This window comes from Thermoleophilum album (assembly GCF_900108055.1).
Taxonomy (GTDB): Bacteria; Actinomycetota; Thermoleophilia; order Solirubrobacterales; family Thermoleophilaceae; genus Thermoleophilum; species Thermoleophilum album.
In genome coordinates this window covers 479,572-501,531 of the sequence record NZ_FNWJ01000001.1, presented here as the reverse complement: position 1 = coordinate 501,531, position 21,960 = coordinate 479,572, and the positions used below count along the sequence as shown (strand labels likewise).

The window sequence follows — 21,960 nt, the reverse complement described above, 5'->3', positions numbered from 1 at the left end:
CCGCTGCGGGCGGGGCGTCTCTTGTAGCGGTTACCCCGTCAAGGGCCGATACCTCACTTTCTCTCCCCCCAGGCAGCCGGCGGCAGCCAACAAGGCCAAGCGACGTCGCTAGCAGGCGCAGCACCGACGCGACGCGCGAGGCGCAGATGCAGACGCCGACACGGCGCTAGGCGCAAACGCGCAGGCGCTCAGGTGCCGAAGCCCTCGCGCGCTTCCCGCACGAGAATCACGGCTTCGGGAAACAGCCGGCGTATCGCCGCTGCCAGCTGCTCGGTCTGCTGCTCAGGCGTGCCCTGCACGTTGATCCGGGCGAGCGCCGCCACGGTCATCTCGACGGCTAGTCGAATCGCGTTGTCGGCCCAGGCGACGCGCTGCGCGCCCTGCAGCTGCTCGGCGAACTCTGCCATCCGCCGCCTCAGCTCTTCGGGGTCGCCGAACAGTCCGAAGGGATCTTCGCTGGCCACGACTCGATCCTAGTAGCCGGTACTCTCTTGACCAATCGTCGCTCGGTCGCTCCAGCGACGAGATCCGCGCATGTATCTGACTCCTGAGCAGAGACGGCGACGCCAACGCTTCGAGCAGCTGATCGGGCTCGCCGCGCCGTTGCTCGACGCGCTCCTGTGGGTCGGCGAGAAGATCTCCCGACTCGCCGAACCCGAGGACGTCGAGTACTACCCACCGCAGCCGCTCGACGACCCTAAGGTAACGCCGCTGCGACCGCGCCGGCGAGCGCGCCAGAGCCCCGCATGAGCGAGTCGCACAGCGCCACCGCAGCCTCGCTCCAACGCGAGCGACGGCTCGCGCCGCTGGCGGCCGGGGCGGCAGTGCTGGGAGCGGTGTCGACGGCGGGAGCGTTGATCGCGATCGTTGTCGCCGACCTAAGCCGGGCCGAGTCCGACCACTTGCGCTTGCTCAACTACCACGCGGCGCGCACGGAAATTCTGGTCTCCACAGCGTTTCAGGCGCTCGCGATCGTCGGGCTCGCCGGCGCCGTCGCCTATTTGCTGGCGGCCGCGGCCGCGCGCACGCCCTCGGTTCCGCGCTGGGCGCTCTGGCTCCTGGCGTTGGCCACGGCGCTGCTTGTGGTCGGCACGGTTTGGCGACAGCTGGCGGTGCTCGACGTAGCCCGTGACTTCGCGCAAGGTTCACCCACCCGTGGTGCCGCGGGCGAGCGGCGGGCAGAGGAGCTGATCAAGGGGATCAGCCAGTTGCCGTTGGCGCTCGCGCTGGTGGGCACGCTGCTGACGGCGGCGTCGATCGTCTTCGCCAGCGTGACGGCGATGCGAGCAGGGCTCGTTTCGCGCTTCGTCGGCTTCGTGGGTGTGTTCGTCGGCGCCCTGCACGTCATTCCCCTCGGCGGTGGCCCGCAGATTCTCCAGGTCTTCTGGCTAGTAGCGCTTGCCCTGCTCTTTGCCGATCGTTGGCCAGGGGGACGGGGACCAGCGTGGGCGAGCGGTCGCGCCGAGCCCTGGCCGCCGCCCTCGACGACACGCTAGGCAGCGGGCGCGCGCACCGCCCGCGTGAGCTCCCGCCAAGCGGCGACCGCGTCGCCGGCTTGGAAGATCGCCGACGCTGCCACGAATAGCTGGGCACCCGCACGGCGACAGGCGACCGCCGTGGCGACGTCGATGCCGCCGTCCACCTGGATCGGCACGTCGCTCGGCAGCAGCTCGCGGAGGCGCGCGACCTTCTCCGGGCTTCGCTCGATGAAGCGCTGGCCAGCCCACCCCGGGTCGACCGTCATGCAAAGCACGTGGTCGAGCGCGTCGCCGAGCTCGGCGACCGCTCCGGCGGGTGTTCCCGGGTTCAGCGCCACTCCCGCACGCAAACCGAGGCGCCGTGCCGCCGTCAGCGCGTAGTGCGGGTGTGGGGTTGCCTCGAGATGGATGGTCACCGAGTCAGCGCCCGACTCGGCGAACGCCTCCAGATGGCGCTCCGGGCGCTCGACCATCAAGTGCACGTCAAGGCACGCGCCGGCCCCGTGGACTTGCTCTCGCAGCGCCGCGACGATCAGTGGCCCGAAGGTGATCGGTGGAACGAAGTGACCGTCCATCACGTCGAGGTGGACAACACGAACGCCTGCCGCTAGCAGCGGCTCCAGCTGGTCGGCTAGGCGAGCGAAGTCGGCCGAGAGGATCGAAGGAGCGACTTCGATCCCATCCATTGCTTCGGCGCGGCGATCGCCGCCGGGCCGCGTTCCTGTCGGCAAGCGGTCATCCCGCGGGCGCGGGGGCGCGCTCTTTGCGTGGCGGTCACTCAACGCTCGCGAAGCTAGCGCAACGAGCGGGGCCGGGCGCACGCGCCCGGCCCCGCTGTCACGCTCACGGGGACGCACTCGCGACTACACCGCGCGAGCGTAAGCGCCCACCGAGCCGAGATCAGGAACGATCCTCGGGCTGCGCCTGCTGACGCTGCTCGGCGCTGTCGCTCGAGCCCTTCGCGTCCTTGCGCTGGACGAGCTCGCAAGACCCGGTCGGGTCGGCTTCGGTGGCGTCGGTGATGACGTCGTACTGGTCGGCGTAGACGCGGTCGAACCCCGGTCCGCAGGTGATCTTGTCGACCTCGCCGTCGCGCACGCGGAAGGTGTCGTTGCCCGCGCCGCCGTCGAGCTCGTCGCCCTCCGGATCACCGGGTGCCGTGACGTCCGCTCGTGCCAACGCCCAGAGGACGTCGTTGCCCGGACCACCGAACGAGCGGTCGCGGCCCTGGTTGGCGTAAATCAAGTCGTCACCCTGGCCCCCGTACTGGACGTCGTCGCCCTTGCCGCCGGACATCACGTCGCGGAAGGCGCCACCGTACAGCTCATCGTTGCCGCTACCGCCGTGCAAGCGGTCGCCCCGCGGCAGTCGCTTGCCGAGGGCACGCGGCAGGTGGCGTGCCGCCGAGACCTGGGCGTCGCCGAAGATCCGGTCGTTACCGCTCCCGCCGAAGATGGCATCGCGTCCGGCGCCGCCGACCAGCAAGTCGTCGCCGGCCGCGCCCAGCAGGAGGTCGTTGCCGGCGCGGCCATAGGCCTTGTCGTTGCCAGCAAGCGCCGAGATGCGGTCGCGCTTGGGCGTGCCGTTGAGAGTGTCGTCGCCGTTGGTGCCAACGATCTTCGCCGCGAGCGCCGCGCTCGCGAGCACGGCGCCGAGCGCCAGTAGGACCGTCGTAAACAGCACCAATGCCTTGCTACGGTGCTTCATGGGGCATCCTCCTTAGCGTCGCTCGACTGGGGTGGATGCCCCTTCCAACAACTCCCCGCGAGGGAAGTTGCGGGCGCTGCGCATCTCGGCCAAGAGACGTTCGAGCCGGGGTTCGCTTGAGCGGTCGACGTGCTTCATCGCCCGAGCGACGTGGGGATGCACGCGGGCGATTTCGTCGAGCATCGCCAGCGCGACGGCTCGGTACGAGGGGTGTCCTTCGCGTCCCGAGCGGAGCTCGATCAGGTGCATCGCCTCGCGAGCGTTGAGATCGAGCACGTAGCGGATCCGGAAAGCGAGACAGAGAGCGTAGGGCGCAAGCTCCGGCGCGACCTCGGCGGCTACACGCTCGTACTCCGCGCGCGAGAGCGCAAACGCCTCCTCGAAGAGATCGTCGATACCTGCGGCGGCAGCCTCGGGTGGCACTTCGGCGCCGAGCGCCGGCGACAGCGCCTGCCACTGACAGGTGAGCAGGCGGTGGCGCTGGAGGTCGCGGAAAGCGCCGTAGTCGGAGACGATCTCGAAGCGGTAGGAAAGGGCTTCGAGCCCCCGACCCGGCCGGTGTCGACGGTTCAGTCGCTCGCCGACCAGCTCCTCCCAGAGCGCTGCACGGTCGCTTTCGCCGAGTCCGCGCAGGACCGCGCGAATTTCCTGCTCCGGCAACTCGCAGACTTCGAAAAGCAGCGCCGCCAGCGCCTCCTCTTCGCTGCCGCGCGCGTTCGTGAGCCGCACGTAGGGGCCTTCGTCGAGCTCCTGACCGGCCGCAATTCCCAGACGCTCGGCGGCCTTGCGGGCTTGCTCACGGCGCCGGCGCAGGTAGTCGATCCAGACGCCGCCGCGGTCCGCTCGTCGCACACGCGCGACGAAGCTCGGGATTAGGCACTCCAGCTCGGCGAGCAGCAGCTCACCGATCTGCTGAGCTTCCGGGAGGGGGTTCGAAAACAGCCGCAGCAGCAGCTGCTCGTAAGCTTGACCGGAGGCGAAGATGCCGACGTGCGAGAGCGACGCTACGGGTAGCAGCCCGCGCACCAAGTCGAGCGCCTTGGCGCGTACCGCTCGGTGCCATGCCCGCTCGTCCTCGTCGCTGCGCCGTGGGAAGCGCTCGGCGACCCAGTGCTCGGCGCGCCTGAGCGCCTCGCCGTAGAGCTCGAACAGGCGGTCCATGGTGCGCACATAGGGCTCGCCGAGCTGCGGGCAGCGCCAGTAGCGGAAGCGACCGTCCGGCATCGGCTGGTCGTAGGGGATGTAGCGGGTCGATTGTTCTAGGTAAGCGGCCAGGCGGCCCCGCTCCAGCACCTTCGTGAGGGCGTTCGACACCCACTCGCAGGCGATGTGCGCGCCTCCCAGCTGAGCGACCGAGTCGTCGCCGTAGCCCAGGAAAACGCGCTCGTAAAGGCGGCGTGCGCGCTCCCCCTCGTCGAGTGGTAGACGGGCCGCTGCAGCGACGTCGAGACCGTCGACGAACTCCTCGAGAAACAAGCGCCGCAGCGTGCCCGGGTAGCGCGAGTAACGAGCGAACAGCGCGCCCTTGACGGTCTCCGGGAGGTTGCGCAGGCCGAAGACGGGGCGGTCGAGGTTCGTAAAGAACGGTTCGAGCAGGCGGCGCTCCTCGGCGGAGAAGCTTTCGGTTGGGTAGTCGAAGCGCATCGGTGACGTCGGCGCGGAGCTGACGGTGGGGAGCGAGTCTAAGGAGCGCCGCGGTCGCTGGCTCGAGCGCGTGACGAAGCTCACAACCTCTGCGAAGCTGGGTGTTGAGCGCTCGCTGAACGGGCGGGCGCCTCGGCGGAAGGTAGACGTAGGCGGCCGTAACTTCGGAGAGAGGCGTGTGGTGCCGATGTTGAGAGTGGGAACGCATCGGCTCTGAGGGCGGTACGGCGTTTGCGGGGACGCCGCCCGACGGGGACGCTCGGGTGGGTCATTCAACAGCCGAAACAGAGAAACGGGGCGCGCTCGTCGCACGGGCACCGAGCTGGTTGACGAGCGGGCTCTCCGGGATCGAGGGTGGAGCGGCGCCCGGGGCGCTCGCGCTCGCCGCACTCGCGCTGCTCTGGCTCTTGCACTTCCTCTCAGGGCTAGGTCTGGACGCTCTCGATCCGGCGCGTCGCGCGATCCAGCTGGCGATCTACTTCGGCGCGGCGACGCTGATCGCGTGGCGCGTCCGTTATGAGCCGCGCGAGCGCATCGCGTGGGCGTCCTTCGCGGTCGCTCTTGCGCTCGCAGGAATCGGTTGGCTCGTTTACTGGGCGGCGTACGCCGACGCCGCGCGGGTCCCCTATCCGTCGCTCGCCGACGGCATCTGGTTGATCGTGTACGCCGCCGACCTGTTCGCGGTCGCCACGCTCCGTAGGTGTCGCGACGTCCGCGACGTCCAGCGGCGGGACGCTGGCCTTGCGCTCGAGGCAGCAGCGGTGTTCCTGATCGTCTGGGGGCTCGCCACCGCCTTCGCCTTGCCGCTGGTCACGCGCGCGATCGATGCGTCGCAGGCAGCGATCATCACCAACTTCGCTTACGTCGTCGGTGACCTGACCGTGTTGACGGCGATCGCTACCGCCTTCCTCTTCACCGGCGGGCGGCCGGGGGCGGTGTGGGGGTTGCTCGCCCTCGCTTACTCGGCGCGAGCGGTGGCCGACGTGTTTTGGCTCGCCGAAACCACCCATGGGATCTGGCGCGGGGGCGGTGTCGTCGACTCAGCCTGGACTCTCAGACCGCTCCTGATCGCCGCTGCTGCGCTCGTACCGGCGGTGCCGCGGGTCGCGATCAGAACGCCGCCGCGCGCGAGAATCGCGATCCCGGCAGCGCTTCTGCTGTTTGGTGCGGTGCTCGCCGGCGTCACCGTGGTCGCGCAGCTACCGCGGGGCGCCGCGCTACTCGCCCTGCTCGCAACCCTGGCGGCGAGCGCGAGCTTGGCGCTCGCCGTCCGTGAGCTTTCGCTCAGCGAGCTAGCGCGCCGCGGACTGCCCACCAAGGCGGGCCCGCTCGATGCGCTTACCGGACTTCCGCCGCACGCTCGGTTCCAACAGCGCTTGGCGGAGCTCGAGCGCAACCCGCGCCGCACCTTCGCCGTGTTGCTCTGCGACGTGGTCGGTCTCGGCGCGATCAACGCCGAGCTCGGCCACGAGGAAGGCGATCGCTATCTGCGCATGATCGGCGACGCGCTTCGACGCGCCGCGGGTATCGACGGGGAGGCTTTTCGCACCGGTGGCGACCAGTTCGCGGTACTCGTGCCGGACGCTCGCTCGTGGCATGCGCTGCTGATCGCCGAGCGCATCAGCGAGGCCACGGCAGCGCGCACGGGAACGCGGGGGGCGGCGCTGTCGATCGGGGTCGCCGAGCGCACGCCTGGCCTGCGCTCCGACGAGCTGCTCAAGCGCGCTCGCTCGGCCCTCGAGGCGGCTCGGGCGACGCGGCGCGGCGTGGTCGTCTGGGGGCCTGGTATCGAACGCGAGACGTCAGCGAGCGACGCTCTCGGTGCCGACACCGCAGCGCTCTCGACGGCGCTCGCGCGGGCGGTTGATGCCAAGGACTCCTACACCCGTTCGCACTGCGAGACGGTGTCGGCGTTGTGCGTGCTGATCGCGAGCGAGTTGGGACTCTCGGCAGAACGGATCGCCAAGCTGCGCACCGCCGGGCTACTGCACGACGTCGGCAAGATCGGGATCCCCGACGCGATTCTCCATAAGCCGGGTCCGCTTACCGACGACGAGTACGAGGTGATGAAGAGCCACACCACGATCGGCCACATGATCGTCTCCGGGGCCGGTCTCGCCGACGAAGCGGATTGGGTGCTTCATCACCACGAGCGGGTCGATGGGCGCGGCTACCCCGACGGCCTGAGCGGTGAAGCGATCCCGCTGGAGGCGCGGATCATCTTCGTGGCCGACGCCTTCGAAGCGATGACTTCCGATCGCCCCTACCGCCCAGGGCGGCCGGCCGCGCTGGCGCTCGAGGAGCTGCGGCGCCACGCCGGAACCCAGTTCGACGAAGCCTGCGTCGAGGCGCTAGCTGCGGTGATCGAGCGCGGCAGCCTGCCAGCTGCGGCCTGAGCGCTCCATTTACCTCACTATCGCGGCAACGCGAGCGCTGAACCGGCGTCGCGCGCCAGGTCGAACAACGGTTCGGGCCACGCGAACGCCGCGACGCAGAGCGCCGCGAGGGCGGCTGCCACGATCAGCGCGAGCTTGGGCGAGCGGTGATCGACCTCGGGCGAACCGCCGGCGACCGGAGCGGGGACGACAGCGGGCAGATCGGGACGCGCGGCCGCAGCCGGACTCATCCAAACGGTGGCGACTACGCGCAGGTAGTAGCCGAGCGAGATCATCGACCCGACCACGATCACGATTCCCAGCCACGTCCGGTCGCCCTTCACCGCGGCGTCGATCAGCGTGAACTTGCCGACGAACCCAACCGTCCCGGGGAAGCCCGCGAGCGCCAACATCGCGATCGTCATCGACCAAGCCGACAGCGGGTTCTCGCGGCCGAGCCCGCGCAGCGTGTCGAGGTCGTCAGCGAGCCCCTCGCGCCCCTCGTAGGCGCTGACGATGGCGAACGCGGCGAGGTTCATCAGGGCGTAGGCCGCCAAATAGAAGCTCAGCGCTGACACTCCCACGCGACCGCCGGCGGCCAGCCCCACGAGCATGTACCCGGCTTGCCCGATCGCGGACCAGCCGAGCATCCGCTTGAGCGAGCGCTGGCCGAGCGCGCCGACGTTACCGACCAGCGTGCTCACCACCACGAGGGCCGCGAGCGCCGGCATCCAGACGTCTTCGAGAGCGGGCAGCGCCTCACCCAACAGGCGCGCGAGCACGACCAACGCGGCCGCCTTGGTCGCGACCGACATGAAGGTCGTCACCGGCGTTGGTGCGCCCTCGTAGACGTCCGGAGTCCACTGGTGGAAGGGCGCCACCGACGCCTTGAAGGCAAGGCCCGCCAAGACCAAACCGAGGCCACTCAAAAGCAGTGCATCGCCGCTGGCGACGCGTCGCCCAACGGCATCGGCGACGGCTGCGAACTCGGTCGCGCCGGTCGCACCGTAGATCAACGTGAGGCCGAAGAGGAGCGTCGCCGAACCGACCGACCCGACTACCAAGTACTTGAGCCCCGCTTCAAGCGAGCGTCGGCGCCGCAGCTCGGTTGCGCAGAGCACGTAGAGAGGCAGCGACAGCAGCTCGATACCGACGAACAGGCTGACCAGCGACGACGCCCCGGCCAGCAGCACCATGCCTGCGATCGCGATCAAGAGCAGCGCCGCCCACTCGCCGGGACCAGCCTCGCGTCTCGCCCGCGCGGCCGGGCTCGGCGGCGCGGGCGAGGCGAGCGCCAGCGCGACCAGTCCGGCGACCGAGCTGATCAACGCCACCGCCAGGGTCAGCGCGTCGGCTTTGAAACTTCCCGCCAGCGTCGGCGCGCGCGGGCCGGCTTGCCAGGTTGCAAGCGACGCGCCGATCGTCGCTAGCAGCGTGACGGTAGCGAGGGCGGGAACGAGCAGGTTGCGGACGAAGCGGCCGCGCAGCAGCGCGACCAGCAGCACCACAACCGCCCCGCCGACCGGCACAAAAAGCGTCGCGAGGTCCCCGTAGTCGATCTCGGGGGCCTCGAAGCGACCGTTCGCGAGGGTCGCGACGATCGGCAGGAGCAGCACCTTCACCGTGTGCTCCTCTCGCTGGCGCCAACGACTTGGGCGACCGGCGCGGCGCTTGCGGCCTTCGCGCGACCAAGCAGCGCCTGCGGATAGACGCCCAGCGCGACGATCGCCGCCACGATCGGAACCAGCGCGGCGAGCTCGCCGCGTCCGAGCTCGCGGGCGGTCACGGCCTGACCGGGTGGGTTGTGCATCGTGCGTTGGAAGAGCCGCAGCGTGTAGGCGGCCGCCAGCGCGACGCCGACGCTCGCCACGAATCCGGCCACCGCGACGCCGTCGAGCGCGCCGAACAGCACAAACAGTTCGCCCACAAAGTTCGGGGTGCCCGGCATCGCCAGGTTCGACAGAGCCACCAGCAAGAAGACCGTCGCGAGCACTGGCGCGCGCACTGCCAGTCCACCGAGCTCACGCAGCGATTCGGAGCCGCCGGCGCGCGCCGCGACGGCGGCGAGGATCAAGAACAGCGGGACCGACACCAGGCCGTGGTTGACCATCTGGAAAACCGCCCCCTGGGCGCCCTTGGGATCGAGCGAAAAGATGCCGAGCGTGATGAAACCGAGCTGGGCGATCGACGAGTAGACCGCGACCAGCCGCACGTTGTCCTGAATGAGCGCCATCACGGAGCCGTAGAGGATCGACGCGACGGCGACGACGACGATCGCCACCTGGAAGGTTTCGACCCCCTGTGGCAGCAGCGGCAACGCCAACCGCAGGAAGCCGTACACACCGACCTTCGAGAGCACCGCGGAGAGCAGCGCCGCCACCGGCCACGGTGCTGCTCGATAGGCCGCCGGTGCCCAGGCGTGCAAGGGGAAAGCCGGTGCCTTGATCAGGAAGGCGAGCGCGAACAGCGCGAAGACCCACTTTTGGGTGTCGGCGTCGAGCGGTCGGTTGGCGAGATCCGCCAGTGAGAAAGACACGGCAGAGCCCGCCGGCGTGGCCAAGACGGCAAGCGCGATCGCCGCCGCGAGCATCAGCAGCGAGCCGACCAGCGTGTAGACGACAAACAAGGTGGTGGCGCGCACCCGCTGCCCCGTTCCCCAGCTGCCGATCAGCAGGTAGAAGGGCAGCAGCATGAGGTCGAAGAAGACGACGAAGAGCGCGAGGTCCTGTGCTGCGAAAGCACCGAGCACCGCGGCCTCGCCGAGCCCGAGCAAAAACAGGTATTGGCGCTCGCGCTCGGGGCGGTGAAGCACGCTCCAGACGGTCGCCGGCAGCCAAGCGACCGCCGTCATCGCGAATAGCGCGAGCGACAGCCCGTCAAGGCCGAGCCGGAAGCGCACACCGAGCTGCGGGATCCAGGGCTCGTCGACGACGTGTTTGAGGCTTCCGGACCCGAACGGATAGGAGAAGAAGTAGTCGAGCGCGATGACCGCGACGGCAAGCGAGCCGAGGACCGCGACCGCGCGGCCCAGGCGTCCCCCGATCAGTGCCGCAACGAGTCCCGCGGCAGCGGGCAGGGCGATCGTTATCCAGAGCGGTAGATGCATCTCGTCTCTAGAGCTAGGTCGATCTCGCGAGGAACCAGAGCAGTGCCACCAGCACGCCGCCGACGACACCGAACGCGTAGGCGCGAACGAAGCCGCTTTGAGCGGCACGCACGACGGCGGAACCGGCGCGCACCAGTGCCACCGTGCCGCCCACCAGGGCGCCCTCGACCACCGGTTGCTCGATGAAGCGCCGAGCGCTCGCGGCCAGTCGCTGCGTGCCTTCAACGAAAACGAGCTGATAGGCGCGGTCGAAGTACCAGCGCTCGACTAGTGCGCGGTGCAGCAAGCCGAAGCGGCTACGGAGCCGCGTCGGCAAATCGGGCCGCGCGACCCATGCTCGGTGGGCGAGCCACAGCCCGGTGAGCGCGATCGCCGCACCGAGCGCCAGGCCGAGCCACTCCTCGCCGGGCGCCGGTCGCAGATCGTTGAGAGCCGAGTCGCGGAAGGTCGGTTCCAGGAAGGTGTCGATGACGTGCGTCACTCCCGGGATTTGCAGTGCACCTGCCACCAGCGAAAGCACCGCGAGCGGCGCCATCGCGGCCTTCATCGCGAGCGAGCGCTCGGCAACGTGATGCTCGGGACCCGGGTAGCCGACGTCGTTGTCCTCCGGCTCCCCGGTTAGCGGGTTGTGTGGCTCATGGTGCGCGAGCTCGCCGCGTTCGAGGGCCTGCGCTTCGGGCACCGGTCGACCGTGAAAGACCCTGAACACCATGCGGAAGGCGTAGATCGCGGTCAAAAGAGCGGCGCCATAACCGAGGATTCCGAGCAACGTGTAGCCACCGCCCCGCTCGAAGGTCGCGGCGAGGATCGCGTCCTTGGAGAAGAAGCCGCTGGTCAGCGGTAGTCCGGCGAGAGCGACTGCGCCCGCCACGAAGCAGGCGTAAGTGAAGGGCATCGCGCGGCGCAGTCCACCCATGCGGTCGATGTCCTGAATGCCCCCCATGGCACCGATCACCGAACCGGCAGCCATGAACAGCAGGGCCTTAAAGAAGGCATGCGTTACGAGGTGAAAGAGCCCCGCACCGTAGGCAGCGACCGAGACGCCGAGGATCATGTAGCCGATCTGCGACATCGTCGAGTAGGCGATGATCCGTTTGAGGTCGGTCACCGCGAGCGCCACCGAGGCAGCGAACAGAAGCGTCAAGGTGCCGACGACTGCCGCCACGTCGCTGGCGGTGGGGGCCAGTTCGAAGATCGGGTGGGCGCGGGCGATCAGGTAGACACCGGCGGTCACCATCGTCGCCGCGTGGATTAGCGCCGAGACCGGCGTGGGACCCTCCATCGCATTCGGTAGCCAGGTGTGGAGGGGCAGCTGCGCCGACTTCGCGAAGGCGCCCAGCAGCAGCAGAAGACAGGCCGCCACGAGCGTGCCCTCGTTGCGCACGAAATCGCTCCCGACGTGCTCGAAGAGGCCTTGCCAGTCGAGTACACCGGTGCGATCGAAGAGCAGGAAGGCGCCCAACACCAGGCCGACATCGCCGATCACGTTGATCACGAACGCCTCAGCGCCAGCAGCGGTAGCCGTACGACGCCGATACCAGAAGGAGATCAAGAGGTACGAGGCGGCGCCGACGAACGCCCAACCGACGATCAACAGTACGAGGTTGCCGGCAAGCACCAGCAGCAGCATTGAGAAGACGAAGAAGTTGAGGTACGCGAAGTAACGCGTGTAGCCCCGGTCGGAGCGCATGTAAACGACCGAGTAGAGGTGGATCAGGAACGACACTCCGGACACCACCAGGCACATCAAGACCGAAAGCGGGTCGACGAGGATCTCCATCCCCACGCGCACACCGCTGGCATCGGCGTAGGTGAACAGCGAGTCGGTAAAGGTGCGCGCCTCGGGTGCGTGGTCGAGCAGTGCGAGCAGTGCTCCCACGCTGGCCGCGAAGCTCGCCAAGATCGCGGCGCTCGCGACCACCCCCGCGGACACCCCGCGCCAGCGCGGCCAGCCAGCGCTCACGACCAGTAGCCCGGCGAGCGGGCAGGCAAGAACGAGCCAACCCCAGGCAGTGGTGCTCATCCGCGCAGGCCCCTCAACTCGTCGACGTCGATCGGTACGCGCAGGCGGTGCATAGCCACGACGATGCCAAGCCCGATGACCACTTCACAGGCCGCGATCACCATCACGACCAAGGCGAAGACCTGCCCGGCGCCGTCGCCCCACATCCGTGCGAAGGCGAGCAGCGCGAGGTTGCCGGCGTTCAGCATGAGTTCCAGACAGAGCAGTACGACGAGCGGATTGCGCCGTACGAGCACGCCGCCCGCGCCGATTGCGAAGAGCAGTGAGGCGAGGCTTAGATACCAGCCGATGCTCACGCCGCCCCTCCCTCCTGCGCAGGGCTCGCGCACTCGCTAGCGAGGCTTTTGCCGTTACCAGCCACCGTGCACCCCCGCGCGCGCGAGTGGTCCGAGGCGAAAAGCGCCGCTGTCGGACTCGACCACGGGCTCGGCTCGGAGCTCCTGCTCGAGGTCTTCGAGCCCGCGACGCCGGCGCGCCAGCACGACGGCGCCGACTGCCGCCGCAAGGAGCACGAGGCTCACCGCTTCAAATGGCAGCAGGAAGCGCTCGAGCAAGAGCTCGCCGATCTCGCCCGGCCCGCCGAAACCGAGGCCGGTGCGAGGCCCGTTCGTGTCGAGCCCAGCGAGCCCGGAGCCAGCGATCGCGATCAACAGCTCGATGAACAGGGCGGCCGCGAAGAGGGGCGCCAGCGACGTCACGATGGGCGTTCGTTCCTCGCCGATCCGCTCGGCCTCGCCGCCGACGTAGGCGACCACGAAGAGGTACATGACGACGACCGCGCCGGCGTACACGACGACCTGCGCGGCGGCCACGAACTGCGCCCGCAACAGCAGGAAGAGCACGGCCAGCGCGATCAGGTGGACGACCAGACTGAGGACGCTGTAGAAGGGATTGCGCGCGGCGACGACTCCCAGTGCGCCCCCCAGTGCGACGGCGGCGGCGAGGAAAAAGAGGATCTGTTCCGCCAGCACCTCGCTACTCCCCCTCGCGACGTAGCGGCGTGTGCTCGGGCGGATCCGCGAGCAGCATCTCCTTCGTGAAGATCAGGTCCGAGCGGCTGTAATCGGCGAGCTCGTAGTCGTTGCCCATCGTGATCGCGTCGAACGGGCAGGCGAGCTCGCAGTAACCGCAGAAGATGCAGCGCGTCATGTTGATCTCGTAGACGGCGGCGTAGCGCTCTCCCGCCGACACCGGGTTATCCGGGTCGTTCTCGGCCGCGACCACGCGGATGCACTCGGCCGGGCAGGCCGCCGCGCAGAGCGAGCAGCCGACGCACTTCTCAAGCCCGGTGTCCTCGAACCGGTGGAGCTTGTGGCGCCCGCGGAAGCGCGGGTAGACGGGCGTCTTCTGCTCCGGATACTGGATCGTCACCGGACCCTCGGCGACTCGCGCGAGCGTGGTACGCAGGCCGCGCAGGGTCGCTGCGAAGACGCGCCAGGCCCCGCCCAGCCCGCCCGGCTCGGGCCCGCGCTGGACTTCGATCACGTCGTCTGTCGGTGGGTAAGGCATCGCTTGACTGTTTTGGGTGCTCAGGTCAGGGCCAGCACCGTTGCGGTGACCACGACGTTGGCGGTCGCCAGCGGCAGCAGCACCTTCCAGCCGAACGACATCAGCTGGTCGTAGCGGAGCCGCGGCAGCGTAGCCCGAACCCAGATGAAAAGGAGAACAAAGGCCGCCATCTTCACCACCACCCAGAGCGGCGCTAGAGCGATCGGGCCGGGTCCGTGCCAGCCACCGAGGAAGCAGGCAACGGCAACCCCGGAGACGGCGATCACCTCGATGTACTCGGCCATGAAGAAGGAGCCGAAGCGCATGCCGCCGTACTCGGTGTTGTAGCCGGCGACGATCTCGGCATCGGCTTCCGGCAGGTCGAACGGTGCTCGCGCCGTCTCCGCGAAGGCTGCCACCAGGAAGACCAAAAAGCCGACGATCTGGGGCACCACGAACCACATGTCGCGCTGTGCCTCAACGATGTCGACCAGCGACAGGGAGCCCGCGGTCATCGCCACGCCTACGAGGGAGAGGACGAGCGCCACTTCATAGGAGATCAGCTGCGCGGCCGACCGCATCGCACCGAGGAAGGAGTACTTCGACCCCGACGCCCAACCACCGAGCAGGAACGCGTAGAAGGACAGCGAGCCGAAGGCGAAGAACCAAAGCAGGCCGATCGGCACGTCGATCCCGTACAGGCCGAACTCGCCGCCCCAAGCGTTGAACGGCCCGAAGGGGATGATCGCAAGCGTCGCGACGGCACAAGTGATCGAGATCACGGGTGCGAGCGCCATCAGCCAGGGCACCGCGGTGGCGGGCGCGGACTGCTCTTTGGAGATCAGCTTGAGCACGTCGGCGAGCGGCTGTAGGAGCCCGAAGGGCCCCACCCGATTCGGTCCGAAGCGGGACTGGAAACGACCCAGCAGTTTGCGCTCCACCAGCAGCACGAGCGGCACCACTTGGAGCACGAAGAGGAAGATCACAAGCGACTTGGCGATCTGCACGGCGACGGTCTCGATCACCACGTCACCTCCGCGGTCGGGAGGAGGCCTCGACGCGGCCGTTGCCCGACGCCGCCACTTTCGCTGCGCGTCCTAGCCGTTCGATCGAGCACGCCCGCATAGCGGCCCCGCCCAGCAGCGCCTCTGCGCCCTCGGCCCCGAGCCCCTCGATCAGGAACGCACGCCCGGCCGGCACCGCGCTGCGCACCGCCAGCTCGCACACGAGTTGGTGGTCGCCGACCCGCAGACGCACCAGGTCGCCGTTCGCGAGGCTCCACTGTTTTGCGTCGGCGGGGGACATCGCGAGCCGCTGACGGGGCCTCAAGAACCGCAGGGCCGGAGCCCGCCGGGTCTCCTCGCAAGCCCACAGCGCCGGCTGCGCTGCTACCTGGATGACACCAGCAGGCGCGCCGGCGGCGCCGTCGGCGTGCTCAGCCGGGGCAGGCGCCTGGGGCGCGTCGGCGGGCGGAGCGTCGGCAGTGGGGGCGGCGGCGCCCGCCAGCTCTTGCCAACGGATGCCCTTGCCACCGATCCGAGCGGCGTTAGCGCCGGCGTAGAAGGGAACCGCCGCGGCGACCTGGGCTGTCACTTCGCTCGACAGCAGCCCCTCGCCGAAATCGGCCCCGAGCTTGCGCGCCAGTTCGCACAGTACGCGCAGACCGGAGCGCACCTCGCCGGCGCGGGCGATTGCCTGCCGTACGCGCTGAAGCCGCCCATCGGGGTGCACGACCGTCCCGTCCTTCTCCGCGTAGACCTCGGCGGGCAGCACCACCTGGGCGTAGCGCTCCACCACTTCGTCGCGGAAGCGCGCGAACGCGACAACGCCCGCGGAGCGAGCGCGCAGCGCGCGCTCCCAGGCGATCCGGTCGCCGCAGCCACGCAGGGGGTCGCTGTCGTACAAAAGCAGCGCCGACACCTCGCCAGCTGCGAGCGCAGCGGGCAAGTCGACCCAGGCGTGCCCACGTGAGCTGGCGTTTTGCAACCCCGGCGCCAGCCCCGGTAGGCAGCCGACCTCGCGGAGGCCGCGACCGTTCGCACCGAAAGGAACCTCGATCAGGCGTGCGCCAGTCTGCTCGCCGACGCCAAGGCGCCGGAGCAGAGCGAGAAGAGCCCGGCGGGCTCGACTTTCCTCGCCGCCGGCGACGAGGGCTCGCTCGCCAACGATCACGACCACGTCGCCTGCCGCGCGGAGCTGTGCGGCGAGCGCTTCAAGGAGCTCTTCGGGGTGCTCGGCTGCGCGCTCTGGCTGCTCCGGATCGAGCGGCCGCGCCGCCGCACCGTTGAAGCGCACATCGAGCGGCGGTCCCGGACGCACGCCGCGAACGAGCCCTGCTTGCGCGCACAGGGCGGAGAGACCGGGCGCCGGCCCTTGCTCCTCGCCGAGCGCTGCGAGCAGTGCCTCGATCGCGGCGCTGGTCGCTCCCGGCAAGTAGCGAACCGCCACGCGGGCGAGCGGGTCGAGGCGCGAGGGTGCCGGCGTCATCAACAAGAGCTTGGTGCCGTGGCGACGAACGGCCTTGCGGATGCGCAGGTCGAGGATCGGCATCTCGTCGACCGGCTCGCAGCCGATCACGAGCACTGCGTCGGCGTGATCGATGTCGGCGACGGTGGCTGCCAGCTCGGGCCGGGCGCAGGCCCGTAGGAGTTCGGGATCGGGCGCGGGTGCAGGACGCGAGTCGATGTGTGGCGACCCAAGCGCCTCGCGCAGCAAGCGTTGCACGAGATAGCCCTCTTCGTTGGTTGCGGAGCCGCCTACCAGGGCTGCTGCCTTGGTGCCGGCCCGCCCGAGGATCTCGGCGGCTGCTTCCAGCGCTCGTGGCCACGAGGTCTCGACGAGTTCCGTTCCCTCCCGCACCAGCGGTCGGACGATGCGTTCGCGACTGTGGAACGCCTGGTAGCCAAAGCGCCCGCGGTCGCACAGCCAGCCGTCGTCGACGGCCGGGTTGTCGCGGGCCAGCACACGCAGTACGCGGCGATCGTCACGGATCGTCAGGCGCACGTTGCATTGGCTCGGGCAGAGCGTGCAGACGGTGCCGTCCTCCTCGACGTCCCAGGGCCTTGCGCGGAAGCGGTAAGGGATCGAAGTCAGCGCACCGACCGGGCAGAGCTCGATCACGTTGCCGCTGAACGGCGCGATGTAGTGCGAACCGTCGGCGGTCCCGACGAACGTGCGGTCGCCGCGCTCGAGAAAGACCAGCTGGTGATCTTCCGAGACCTCCTGTGAAAAGCGGACGCAGCGGTAGCAGAGGATGCAGCGCTCGCGGTCGATCGCGATCAGCGGCGAAAGCTCGATCGGTTTCTTGAAGTGGCGTTTTGGTTCGGTGAAGCGCGAGCTTCCCGGACCCCAGCCGTAGGAGATGTCTTGCAGCGGGCACTCGCCACCCTTGTCGCAGACCGGGCAGTCGAGCGGGTGGTTGGCGAGTAGAAACTCGACGACCGCGTTCTGCGCCTGCTTGACCTCCGGCGAAACGGTCGTCACGACCATTCCCTCTTTGACCGGTGTCGAGCACGCCGTCTGCAGCTTTGGCATGCCCTCGATCTGCACCAGGCACATGCGGCAGGCACCGACCGGCTGGCCGAGTTTCGGCTCGTAGCAGAAGTAAGGAATCTCGACGTCGCCCATGCGGGCAGCGTCGACCAGCATCGTGCCCTCGGGCGCCCGGACCTCGCGCCCGTCGATCTCGAAGGTGACCTCGCGCCGCTCGGGTCTCGCCACTACGAATCACCCCCAGCGGCAAGCGCTACAAGCCCGACCTCGGCCTCGGCCGCCCGCGCCAACTCGCGCTCGCGCTCGGCGCGGGCGCGCTCGATGTGCTCCTCGAACTCGCTGCGGAAGCGGCGCAACAGGGAGCTGACCGGGACCGCCATCGAGTCCCCGAGCACGCAGAGGCAGTTGCCGATGATGTTCTCCTGGATCGAGGCCAGCAGGTCGAGATCCATCGGTGTCGCTTCACCGCGCTCGATGCGCGCGAGCAGCTTCACCGTCCAGTTCGTCCCTTCACGGCAGGGGACGCACTTGCCGCACGACTCGTGGCGGTAGAACTCGGCGAGCCGCAGGGCCAGAGGCACGATCGGCTGGGTCTCGTCGACCACGATGATCGCGCCCGAGCCGAGCATCGACCCGGCCTGCTGCATCGCCTCGAAGGTGTAGGGCAGGTCAAGGTGCTCGGGGCCGAGCACGGCAGCCGACGAACCGCCGGGGAAGAAACACTTCACCTCGTTGCCCGGCCACGGTCCGCCGGCGATGTCGTAGATGATCTCGCGCACCGGCGTGCCGAGCTCGATCTCGTAGTTCCCGGGCCGCCGCACGTTGCCCGAGACCGAGACGATCTTCGGTCCCGTCGACTGCTCCGAGCCGAGCGAGCGGAACCACTCCGCCCCGCGGTCGATGATCAGCGGAGTGCAAGAGAGCGTCTCGACGTTGTTGATCAGCGTTGGCCCGCGATAGAGACCCTGATTGGCTGGGAATGGTGGCTTCAGGCGCGGGTTGCCGCGTTTCCCCTCGAGGGAGTCGAGGAGCGCTGTTTCCTCGCCGCAGATGTAGGCGCCCTGGCCGCGATGCAGCACCAGCTCGAAGTCGTGACCAGAGCCGAGCAGGTTGCGTCCCAGGTAGCCCCGCTCGTAGGCCTGGGCAATCGCTCGCTCGAGCACGCGCGCCTGAAGCTCGTACTCGCCGCGGATGTAGATGAAACCCTTATTGGCGCCGGCAGCGACCGAGGCGATGATGCAGCCCTCGATCAGCAGGTGCGGCTTGCGCTGCATGATCAGACGGTCCTTGAAGGTCCCCGGCTCCGACTCGTCGGCGTTGCAACAGAGGTACTTGTCCATCGCCCCCTTGGGGATGAAAGAAGCCTTCTTCCCCATTGAGAAGCCGGCGCCGCCGCGACCGCGCAGTCCCGACGATTCGAGCTCGGCCAGCACCTGGTCAGGCGTCATCTCGAGCAGCGCTTTGCGCGCTGCTCGGTAGCCACCGAGGCGCTCGTAGACGTCGATCTCGTGCGCGTTGGGCACGTCGAGGTGCTGGGTGAGGACTTCCACCAAGCTCATTCGCTGATCTCCCCCGCGATGCCGCCGGCGGGATGTACCTGCGGGCGCACCGGCCCGGCTGGAAGCGGATGTTCCTCGCCCCGCTGCCAGGGGAGCGCGTAGTTTGCGTCGCCAAGGCCTCGACCCGGCAGTACCTCGCGGCCCTCGCGCAGCGCACTCACGAGCTCGCGGGCGTCCGCCACCGACAGCGGCCCGACGTAGCGTCCGTCGACCGACGCCATCGGCGCCATGTCGCAGGCGCCGAGGCATTCGAACTCACGGATTTCGCAGTCCTCGAGCCCCTGCTTGCCGGCTTCCTCGGCGAGTGCTTCATACACCGCGCGGGCGTTGCGCAGATGGCAGGAAACGCTCGTGCAGACGTAGACGTAGCGGCGTCCCACCGGACGCGTGCGGAGCATGTCGTAGAAGGTCGCGACGGCCGCTAGATACGCCGGTGTCACCTGCATCACGCAGGCGACCTCGAGCAGAGCACGCGGTGAGCACCACCCGTAGCGTTGTTGGGCCGCGCTAAGTGCGGGCAACGCCGCCGAGTGGCGGTCGGGGTAGCGGGCGATCAGCCGCTCGATCTGCTCGCGCAGGTCTTCGGGGACTTTGACCTCCGCCGGATCCGGCACCACCTGTGGGTCACGACCACCGGTTGCCTGCGCCCACCCCTCCGGCATGTCGACGCTCACCGGAGGGGATACCCGCGGCTCCCGCTCGGGTCCGGCAAGGAAGGTCACCGGTCGATCCCTCCCAGGATCGGGTCGAGCATCGCGACGCAAGCGATCAGGTCCGCGATCAGACCGCCTCTCGCCATCTCTGGTAGCGCCTGCAGGTTCACGAAGCTCGGGTCGCGCATGTGCACACGCGCAGGCTTCGCCGAGCCGTCCGCGAGCACGAAGCAGCCCAGCTCGCCGCGCGGCGATTCGATCGCCGAGTAGACCTCTCCGGGCGGCACTCGGAAGCCCTCGGTGACGAGCTTGAAGTGGTGAATCAGCGCCTCCATCGAGGTCGCGAGCTCGTGTCTGGGCGGCAACGCGACCTTGCGGTTCCCGGTGATGTAGGGGCCCTCGGGCAGTCCGTCGAGCGCTTGCTCGACGATCCGCACCGATTCGCGCATCTCGGCTAGCCGCACGCGATAGCGGTCGTAGTTGTCGCCGACGGTGCCGACCGGGATCTTGAAGTCGAAGTGGTCATACGACGAGTACGGCATCGTCTTACGCAGGTCCCAGGGCACACCGGCGGCGCGCAAGAGCGGCCCCGTAACGCCGAGCGCGAGCAGCCGTTCGGCGGGCACTTCGCCAGTGTGCTTTAGCCGCTGTAGCCAGATCTCGTTTTGGTCGAGCAGCGCCTCGTACTGGTCCAGTCGGGTCGGCAGCAAGGCGCAGAAGTCGCGGCACTTGCGCTCGAATCCGGGCGGGATGTCCTCGATCACGCCGCCGATCTGGAAGTAGCGGGTGTGCATCCGCTGTCCCGAGGACATCTCGAAGAGGTCCATCACGTGCTCGCGGTCGCGCAATCCCCACCAGAGCATCGTGATCGCACCGATGTCGAGCGCCGCCGTCGCTAGCCAGAAAAGGTGGCTTGCGATGCGGTTGAGCTCGAGGTGGATCACCCGCAGGTACTGGGCGCGCGGCGGTACCTCGATCTCCAGTAGCCGTTCGACGGCCGTGCAGTAGGCCATCGCGTTGAAGTAGTACGAGAGGTAATCCATGCGCTCGACGAACGGGATCACCTTCCAGTACTGCTGCTGTTCGCAGCTCTTCTCGATGCCGGTGTGGACGTAGCCGACGATCGGCACCACGTCGCGCACGACCTCGCCTTCGAGCGTGCAGAGCAGACGTAGGACCCCGTGGGTGGCCGGATGGTGGGGGCCGATGTTGATCGTCAGGAGCTCCGAGTGCAGGTCCTCGCCCGACTCGATCCGCTCCAGCGTGACCGAGCGCTCGCGCTCGCGGTAAGGGATCCGCGTCGGATCGCTGAGCGCCGTCGATGTCGAGCCGTTGCCCTGTGCCTCACTCATACCAGCGCGGTAGCTCCCGCTCGTTGAAGGTGAACAGCACGGGCTCGCCGCCGATCGGGAAATCCCGGCGCTGCGGGTGCCCTTCGTAGTCCTCCGGCATGAGGATCCGGCGCAGGTCCGGGTGGCCCTCGAAGACCACCCCGAACATGTCGTAGACCTCCCGCTCCTGGAAGTTCGCGCCCGGGAAGAGATCGACCACCGACGGCAGCCGTGGGTCGTCGACACCGACGCGCGTCTTCACACAGAGACGGTCGCAACGCTCCATCGACAGCAGCTCGTAGTGCACGCCGAGCCGCGGCTGCGCGGGCAAGTAGTCGCATCCGTGGAGACTCACGAGTAGCGGCCAGGGCTCGGGATCGCGGTCACGCAGGTAGGCGAGCACTTCGCGAACCTGCTGGGGGGCGACCTCGAGTGTCGCGCGTCCGTGCGCGTGGTCGGTCGCTACCACCGCCTGCTCGGCGACCGCGTCGCGCACCCGGTGCGCCAGTAGCTCGAGGGCCGTGGCGTCAGGCACCGGCGGTCTCCTCGACGTCGAACAGGTTGCCGGGTTCTTCGGTGCCGCGCGCACGGTAGCGCTCGCGCCAGCCGAGCGAGGGATCCCCGGCGATCTTCTCTTGGAGCTTGAGGATCCCGTAGTTGAGGGCCTCGGGACGCGGCGGACAGCCCGGCACGTAGACGTCGATCGGCAAAAAGCGGTCGGCACCAGCGACCAACGCGTAGTTATTGAACATGCCGGCGCTCGAGGCGCACGCGCCCATCGAGATCACCCACTTCGGTTCCAGCATCTGGTCGTAGATGCGCCGGATGATCGGGGCCATCTTGATCGAGACGCGACCGGAGAGGATCAAAAGGTCGGCTTGACGAGGCGAGAAGCGAATGACCTCGGCGCCGAAACGGGCGAGGTCGTTTCGAGGAGAGCCGACGATCGAGATCATCTCCATTGCGCAACAGGCGAGTCCGAAGCCGAGCGGCCAGATCGCGTTGCGCCGCGCCCAGCGGAGAGCCTCGTCGAAGCGGGTCGTAAGCAGTCGCTCCTGCACGAACTGCTCGAGATCGCGCCCCTCGAGCTGACCGCGCAGGAGA

20 protein-coding genes are annotated in these 21,960 nt (G+C 68.7%); 3 read left to right on the top strand and 17 right to left on the bottom strand.

The window, feature by feature from the left end; translation table 11 throughout:
- Positions 1-188 precede the first annotated feature (188 nt).
- Positions 189-464: a hypothetical protein gene (locus tag BLW41_RS02420; protein ID WP_218138199.1), complete on the bottom strand. Its 276-nt coding sequence runs from the start codon at positions 462-464 to the stop codon at positions 189-191.
- A 70-nt stretch (positions 465-534) separates the two neighbouring features.
- Here BLW41_RS02420 and BLW41_RS02415 point away from each other — a divergent pair, with 70 nt between their 5' ends.
- The gene (locus BLW41_RS02415; protein ID WP_093115893.1) at positions 535-750 is read left to right on the top strand and encodes a hypothetical protein; all 216 of its coding nucleotides are present in this window, start codon (positions 535-537) and stop codon (positions 748-750) included.
- Positions 747-1,496 carry a hypothetical protein gene (locus BLW41_RS02410; RefSeq protein ID WP_093115891.1) on the top strand — a complete coding sequence of 250 codons (750 nt, stop codon included), beginning with the start codon at positions 747-749 and terminating at the stop codon, positions 1,494-1,496. The genes BLW41_RS02415 and BLW41_RS02410 overlap by 4 nt, the downstream gene beginning before the upstream one ends.
- Here the strand turns inward: BLW41_RS02410 and rpe are convergent.
- From rpe to BLW41_RS02395, 3 genes are all read right to left on the bottom strand, one after another.
- The gene (gene rpe / locus BLW41_RS02405) at positions 1,493-2,164 is read right to left on the bottom strand and encodes a ribulose-phosphate 3-epimerase (protein WP_093115889.1); all 672 of its coding nucleotides are present in this window, start codon (positions 2,162-2,164) and stop codon (positions 1,493-1,495) included. The genes BLW41_RS02410 and rpe overlap by 4 nt on opposite strands.
- A gap of 214 nt (positions 2,165-2,378) precedes the next feature.
- Positions 2,379-3,185 carry a calcium-binding protein gene (locus BLW41_RS02400; protein WP_093115887.1) on the bottom strand — a complete coding sequence of 269 codons (807 nt, stop codon included), beginning with the start codon at positions 3,183-3,185 and terminating at the stop codon, positions 2,379-2,381.
- 12 nt (positions 3,186-3,197) lie between these two features.
- Complete coding sequence (locus BLW41_RS02395; RefSeq protein ID WP_093117258.1) at positions 3,198-4,829, bottom strand: FAD-dependent thymidylate synthase; 1,632 nt, start codon at positions 4,827-4,829, stop codon at positions 3,198-3,200.
- A 263-nt stretch (positions 4,830-5,092) separates the two neighbouring features.
- On the opposite strand from BLW41_RS02395, the gene BLW41_RS02390 reads away from it, so the two are divergent.
- Positions 5,093-7,225: a bifunctional diguanylate cyclase/phosphohydrolase gene (locus BLW41_RS02390; protein WP_093115885.1), complete on the top strand. Its 2,133-nt coding sequence runs from the start codon at positions 5,093-5,095 to the stop codon at positions 7,223-7,225.
- A gap of 17 nt (positions 7,226-7,242) precedes the next feature.
- Here BLW41_RS02390 and BLW41_RS02385 read toward each other — a convergent pair whose 3' ends face one another.
- Genes BLW41_RS02385 through BLW41_RS02325 form a run of 13 tightly spaced genes read right to left on the bottom strand, consistent with a single transcriptional unit; the run spans position 7,243 to position 21,956 of the window.
- Positions 7,243-8,826, bottom strand: a complete 1,584-nt coding sequence (locus BLW41_RS02385) for an NADH-quinone oxidoreductase subunit N (protein WP_093115883.1) — start codon at positions 8,824-8,826, stop codon at positions 7,243-7,245.
- Entirely contained in the window at positions 8,823-10,310 is a 1,488-nt protein-coding gene (locus tag BLW41_RS02380) for a complex I subunit 4 family protein (protein ID WP_093115881.1), read from the bottom strand. Before BLW41_RS02380 ends, BLW41_RS02385 begins: the two co-directional genes overlap by 4 nt.
- A 13-nt stretch (positions 10,311-10,323) precedes the next feature.
- On the bottom strand, positions 10,324-12,333 hold the full coding sequence (nuoL, locus tag BLW41_RS02375) for an NADH-quinone oxidoreductase subunit L (RefSeq protein WP_093115879.1): 2,010 nt from the start codon (positions 12,331-12,333) through the stop codon (positions 10,324-10,326).
- On the bottom strand, positions 12,330-12,629 hold the full coding sequence (gene nuoK, locus BLW41_RS02370) for an NADH-quinone oxidoreductase subunit NuoK (protein ID WP_093115877.1): 300 nt from the start codon (positions 12,627-12,629) through the stop codon (positions 12,330-12,332). The genes nuoL and nuoK overlap by 4 nt, the downstream gene beginning before the upstream one ends.
- A 54-nt stretch (positions 12,630-12,683) precedes the next feature.
- The gene (locus BLW41_RS02365; protein ID WP_177169268.1) at positions 12,684-13,304 is read right to left on the bottom strand and encodes an NADH-quinone oxidoreductase subunit J family protein; all 621 of its coding nucleotides are present in this window, start codon (positions 13,302-13,304) and stop codon (positions 12,684-12,686) included.
- Between the two features lie 4 nt (positions 13,305-13,308).
- Positions 13,309-13,842: an NADH-quinone oxidoreductase subunit NuoI gene (gene nuoI, locus BLW41_RS02360; protein ID WP_093115873.1), complete on the bottom strand. Its 534-nt coding sequence runs from the start codon at positions 13,840-13,842 to the stop codon at positions 13,309-13,311.
- 20 nt (positions 13,843-13,862) lie between these two features.
- The gene (gene nuoH, locus BLW41_RS02355; protein ID WP_093115871.1) at positions 13,863-14,849 is read right to left on the bottom strand and encodes an NADH-quinone oxidoreductase subunit NuoH; all 987 of its coding nucleotides are present in this window, start codon (positions 14,847-14,849) and stop codon (positions 13,863-13,865) included.
- Position 14,850: 1 nt separating this feature from the next.
- Positions 14,851-17,541, bottom strand: a complete 2,691-nt coding sequence (gene nuoG / locus BLW41_RS02350) for an NADH-quinone oxidoreductase subunit NuoG (RefSeq protein ID WP_093115869.1) — start codon at positions 17,539-17,541, stop codon at positions 14,851-14,853.
- Positions 17,541-18,872 (bottom strand): NADH-quinone oxidoreductase subunit NuoF, encoded by a 1,332-nt coding sequence (gene nuoF / locus BLW41_RS02345; protein WP_093115867.1) that lies wholly within the window; start codon positions 18,870-18,872, stop codon positions 17,541-17,543. The genes nuoG and nuoF overlap by 1 nt, the downstream gene beginning before the upstream one ends.
- The gene (locus BLW41_RS02340) at positions 18,869-19,594 is read right to left on the bottom strand and encodes an NADH-quinone oxidoreductase subunit NuoE family protein (RefSeq protein WP_218138197.1); all 726 of its coding nucleotides are present in this window, start codon (positions 19,592-19,594) and stop codon (positions 18,869-18,871) included. Before BLW41_RS02340 ends, nuoF begins: the two co-directional genes overlap by 4 nt.
- Positions 19,591-20,877 carry an NADH-quinone oxidoreductase subunit D gene (locus tag BLW41_RS02335; RefSeq protein ID WP_093115865.1) on the bottom strand — a complete coding sequence of 429 codons (1,287 nt, stop codon included), beginning with the start codon at positions 20,875-20,877 and terminating at the stop codon, positions 19,591-19,593. Before BLW41_RS02335 ends, BLW41_RS02340 begins: the two co-directional genes overlap by 4 nt.
- Positions 20,870-21,391 (bottom strand): NADH-quinone oxidoreductase subunit C, encoded by a 522-nt coding sequence (locus tag BLW41_RS02330; protein ID WP_093115863.1) that lies wholly within the window; start codon positions 21,389-21,391, stop codon positions 20,870-20,872. Before BLW41_RS02330 ends, BLW41_RS02335 begins: the two co-directional genes overlap by 8 nt.
- On the bottom strand, positions 21,384-21,956 hold the full coding sequence (locus tag BLW41_RS02325) for an NADH-quinone oxidoreductase subunit B (RefSeq protein WP_177169373.1): 573 nt from the start codon (positions 21,954-21,956) through the stop codon (positions 21,384-21,386). Before BLW41_RS02325 ends, BLW41_RS02330 begins: the two co-directional genes overlap by 8 nt.
- Between the last annotated feature and the right edge of the window lie 4 nt (positions 21,957-21,960).

What these genes read in the sequence shown, in the direction of transcription:
- BLW41_RS02415 (WP_093115893.1), top strand. Translation starts at nt 535, where the DNA reads ATGTATCTGACTCCTGAGCAGAGACGGCGACGCCAACGCTTCGAGCAG.
- BLW41_RS02410 (WP_093115891.1), top strand. Translation starts at nt 747, where the DNA reads ATGAGCGAGTCGCACAGCGCCACCGCAGCCTCGCTCCAACGCGAGCGA.
- rpe (WP_093115889.1), bottom strand. Translation starts at nt 2,164, where the DNA reads ATGGATGGGATCGAAGTCGCTCCTTCGATCCTCTCGGCCGACTTCGCT.
- BLW41_RS02400 (WP_093115887.1), bottom strand. Translation starts at nt 3,185, where the DNA reads ATGAAGCACCGTAGCAAGGCATTGGTGCTGTTTACGACGGTCCTACTG.
- BLW41_RS02395 (WP_093117258.1), bottom strand. Translation starts at nt 4,829, where the DNA reads ATGCGCTTCGACTACCCAACCGAAAGCTTCTCCGCCGAGGAGCGCCGC.
- BLW41_RS02380 (WP_093115881.1), bottom strand. Translation starts at nt 10,310, where the DNA reads ATGCATCTACCGCTCTGGATAACGATCGCCCTGCCCGCTGCCGCGGGA.
- nuoL (WP_093115879.1), bottom strand. Translation starts at nt 12,333, where the DNA reads ATGAGCACCACTGCCTGGGGTTGGCTCGTTCTTGCCTGCCCGCTCGCC.
- nuoI (WP_093115873.1), bottom strand. Translation starts at nt 13,842, where the DNA reads ATGCCTTACCCACCGACAGACGACGTGATCGAAGTCCAGCGCGGGCCC.
- nuoF (WP_093115867.1), bottom strand. Translation starts at nt 18,872, where the DNA reads ATGAGCTTGGTGGAAGTCCTCACCCAGCACCTCGACGTGCCCAACGCG.
- BLW41_RS02335 (WP_093115865.1), bottom strand. Translation starts at nt 20,877, where the DNA reads ATGAGTGAGGCACAGGGCAACGGCTCGACATCGACGGCGCTCAGCGAT.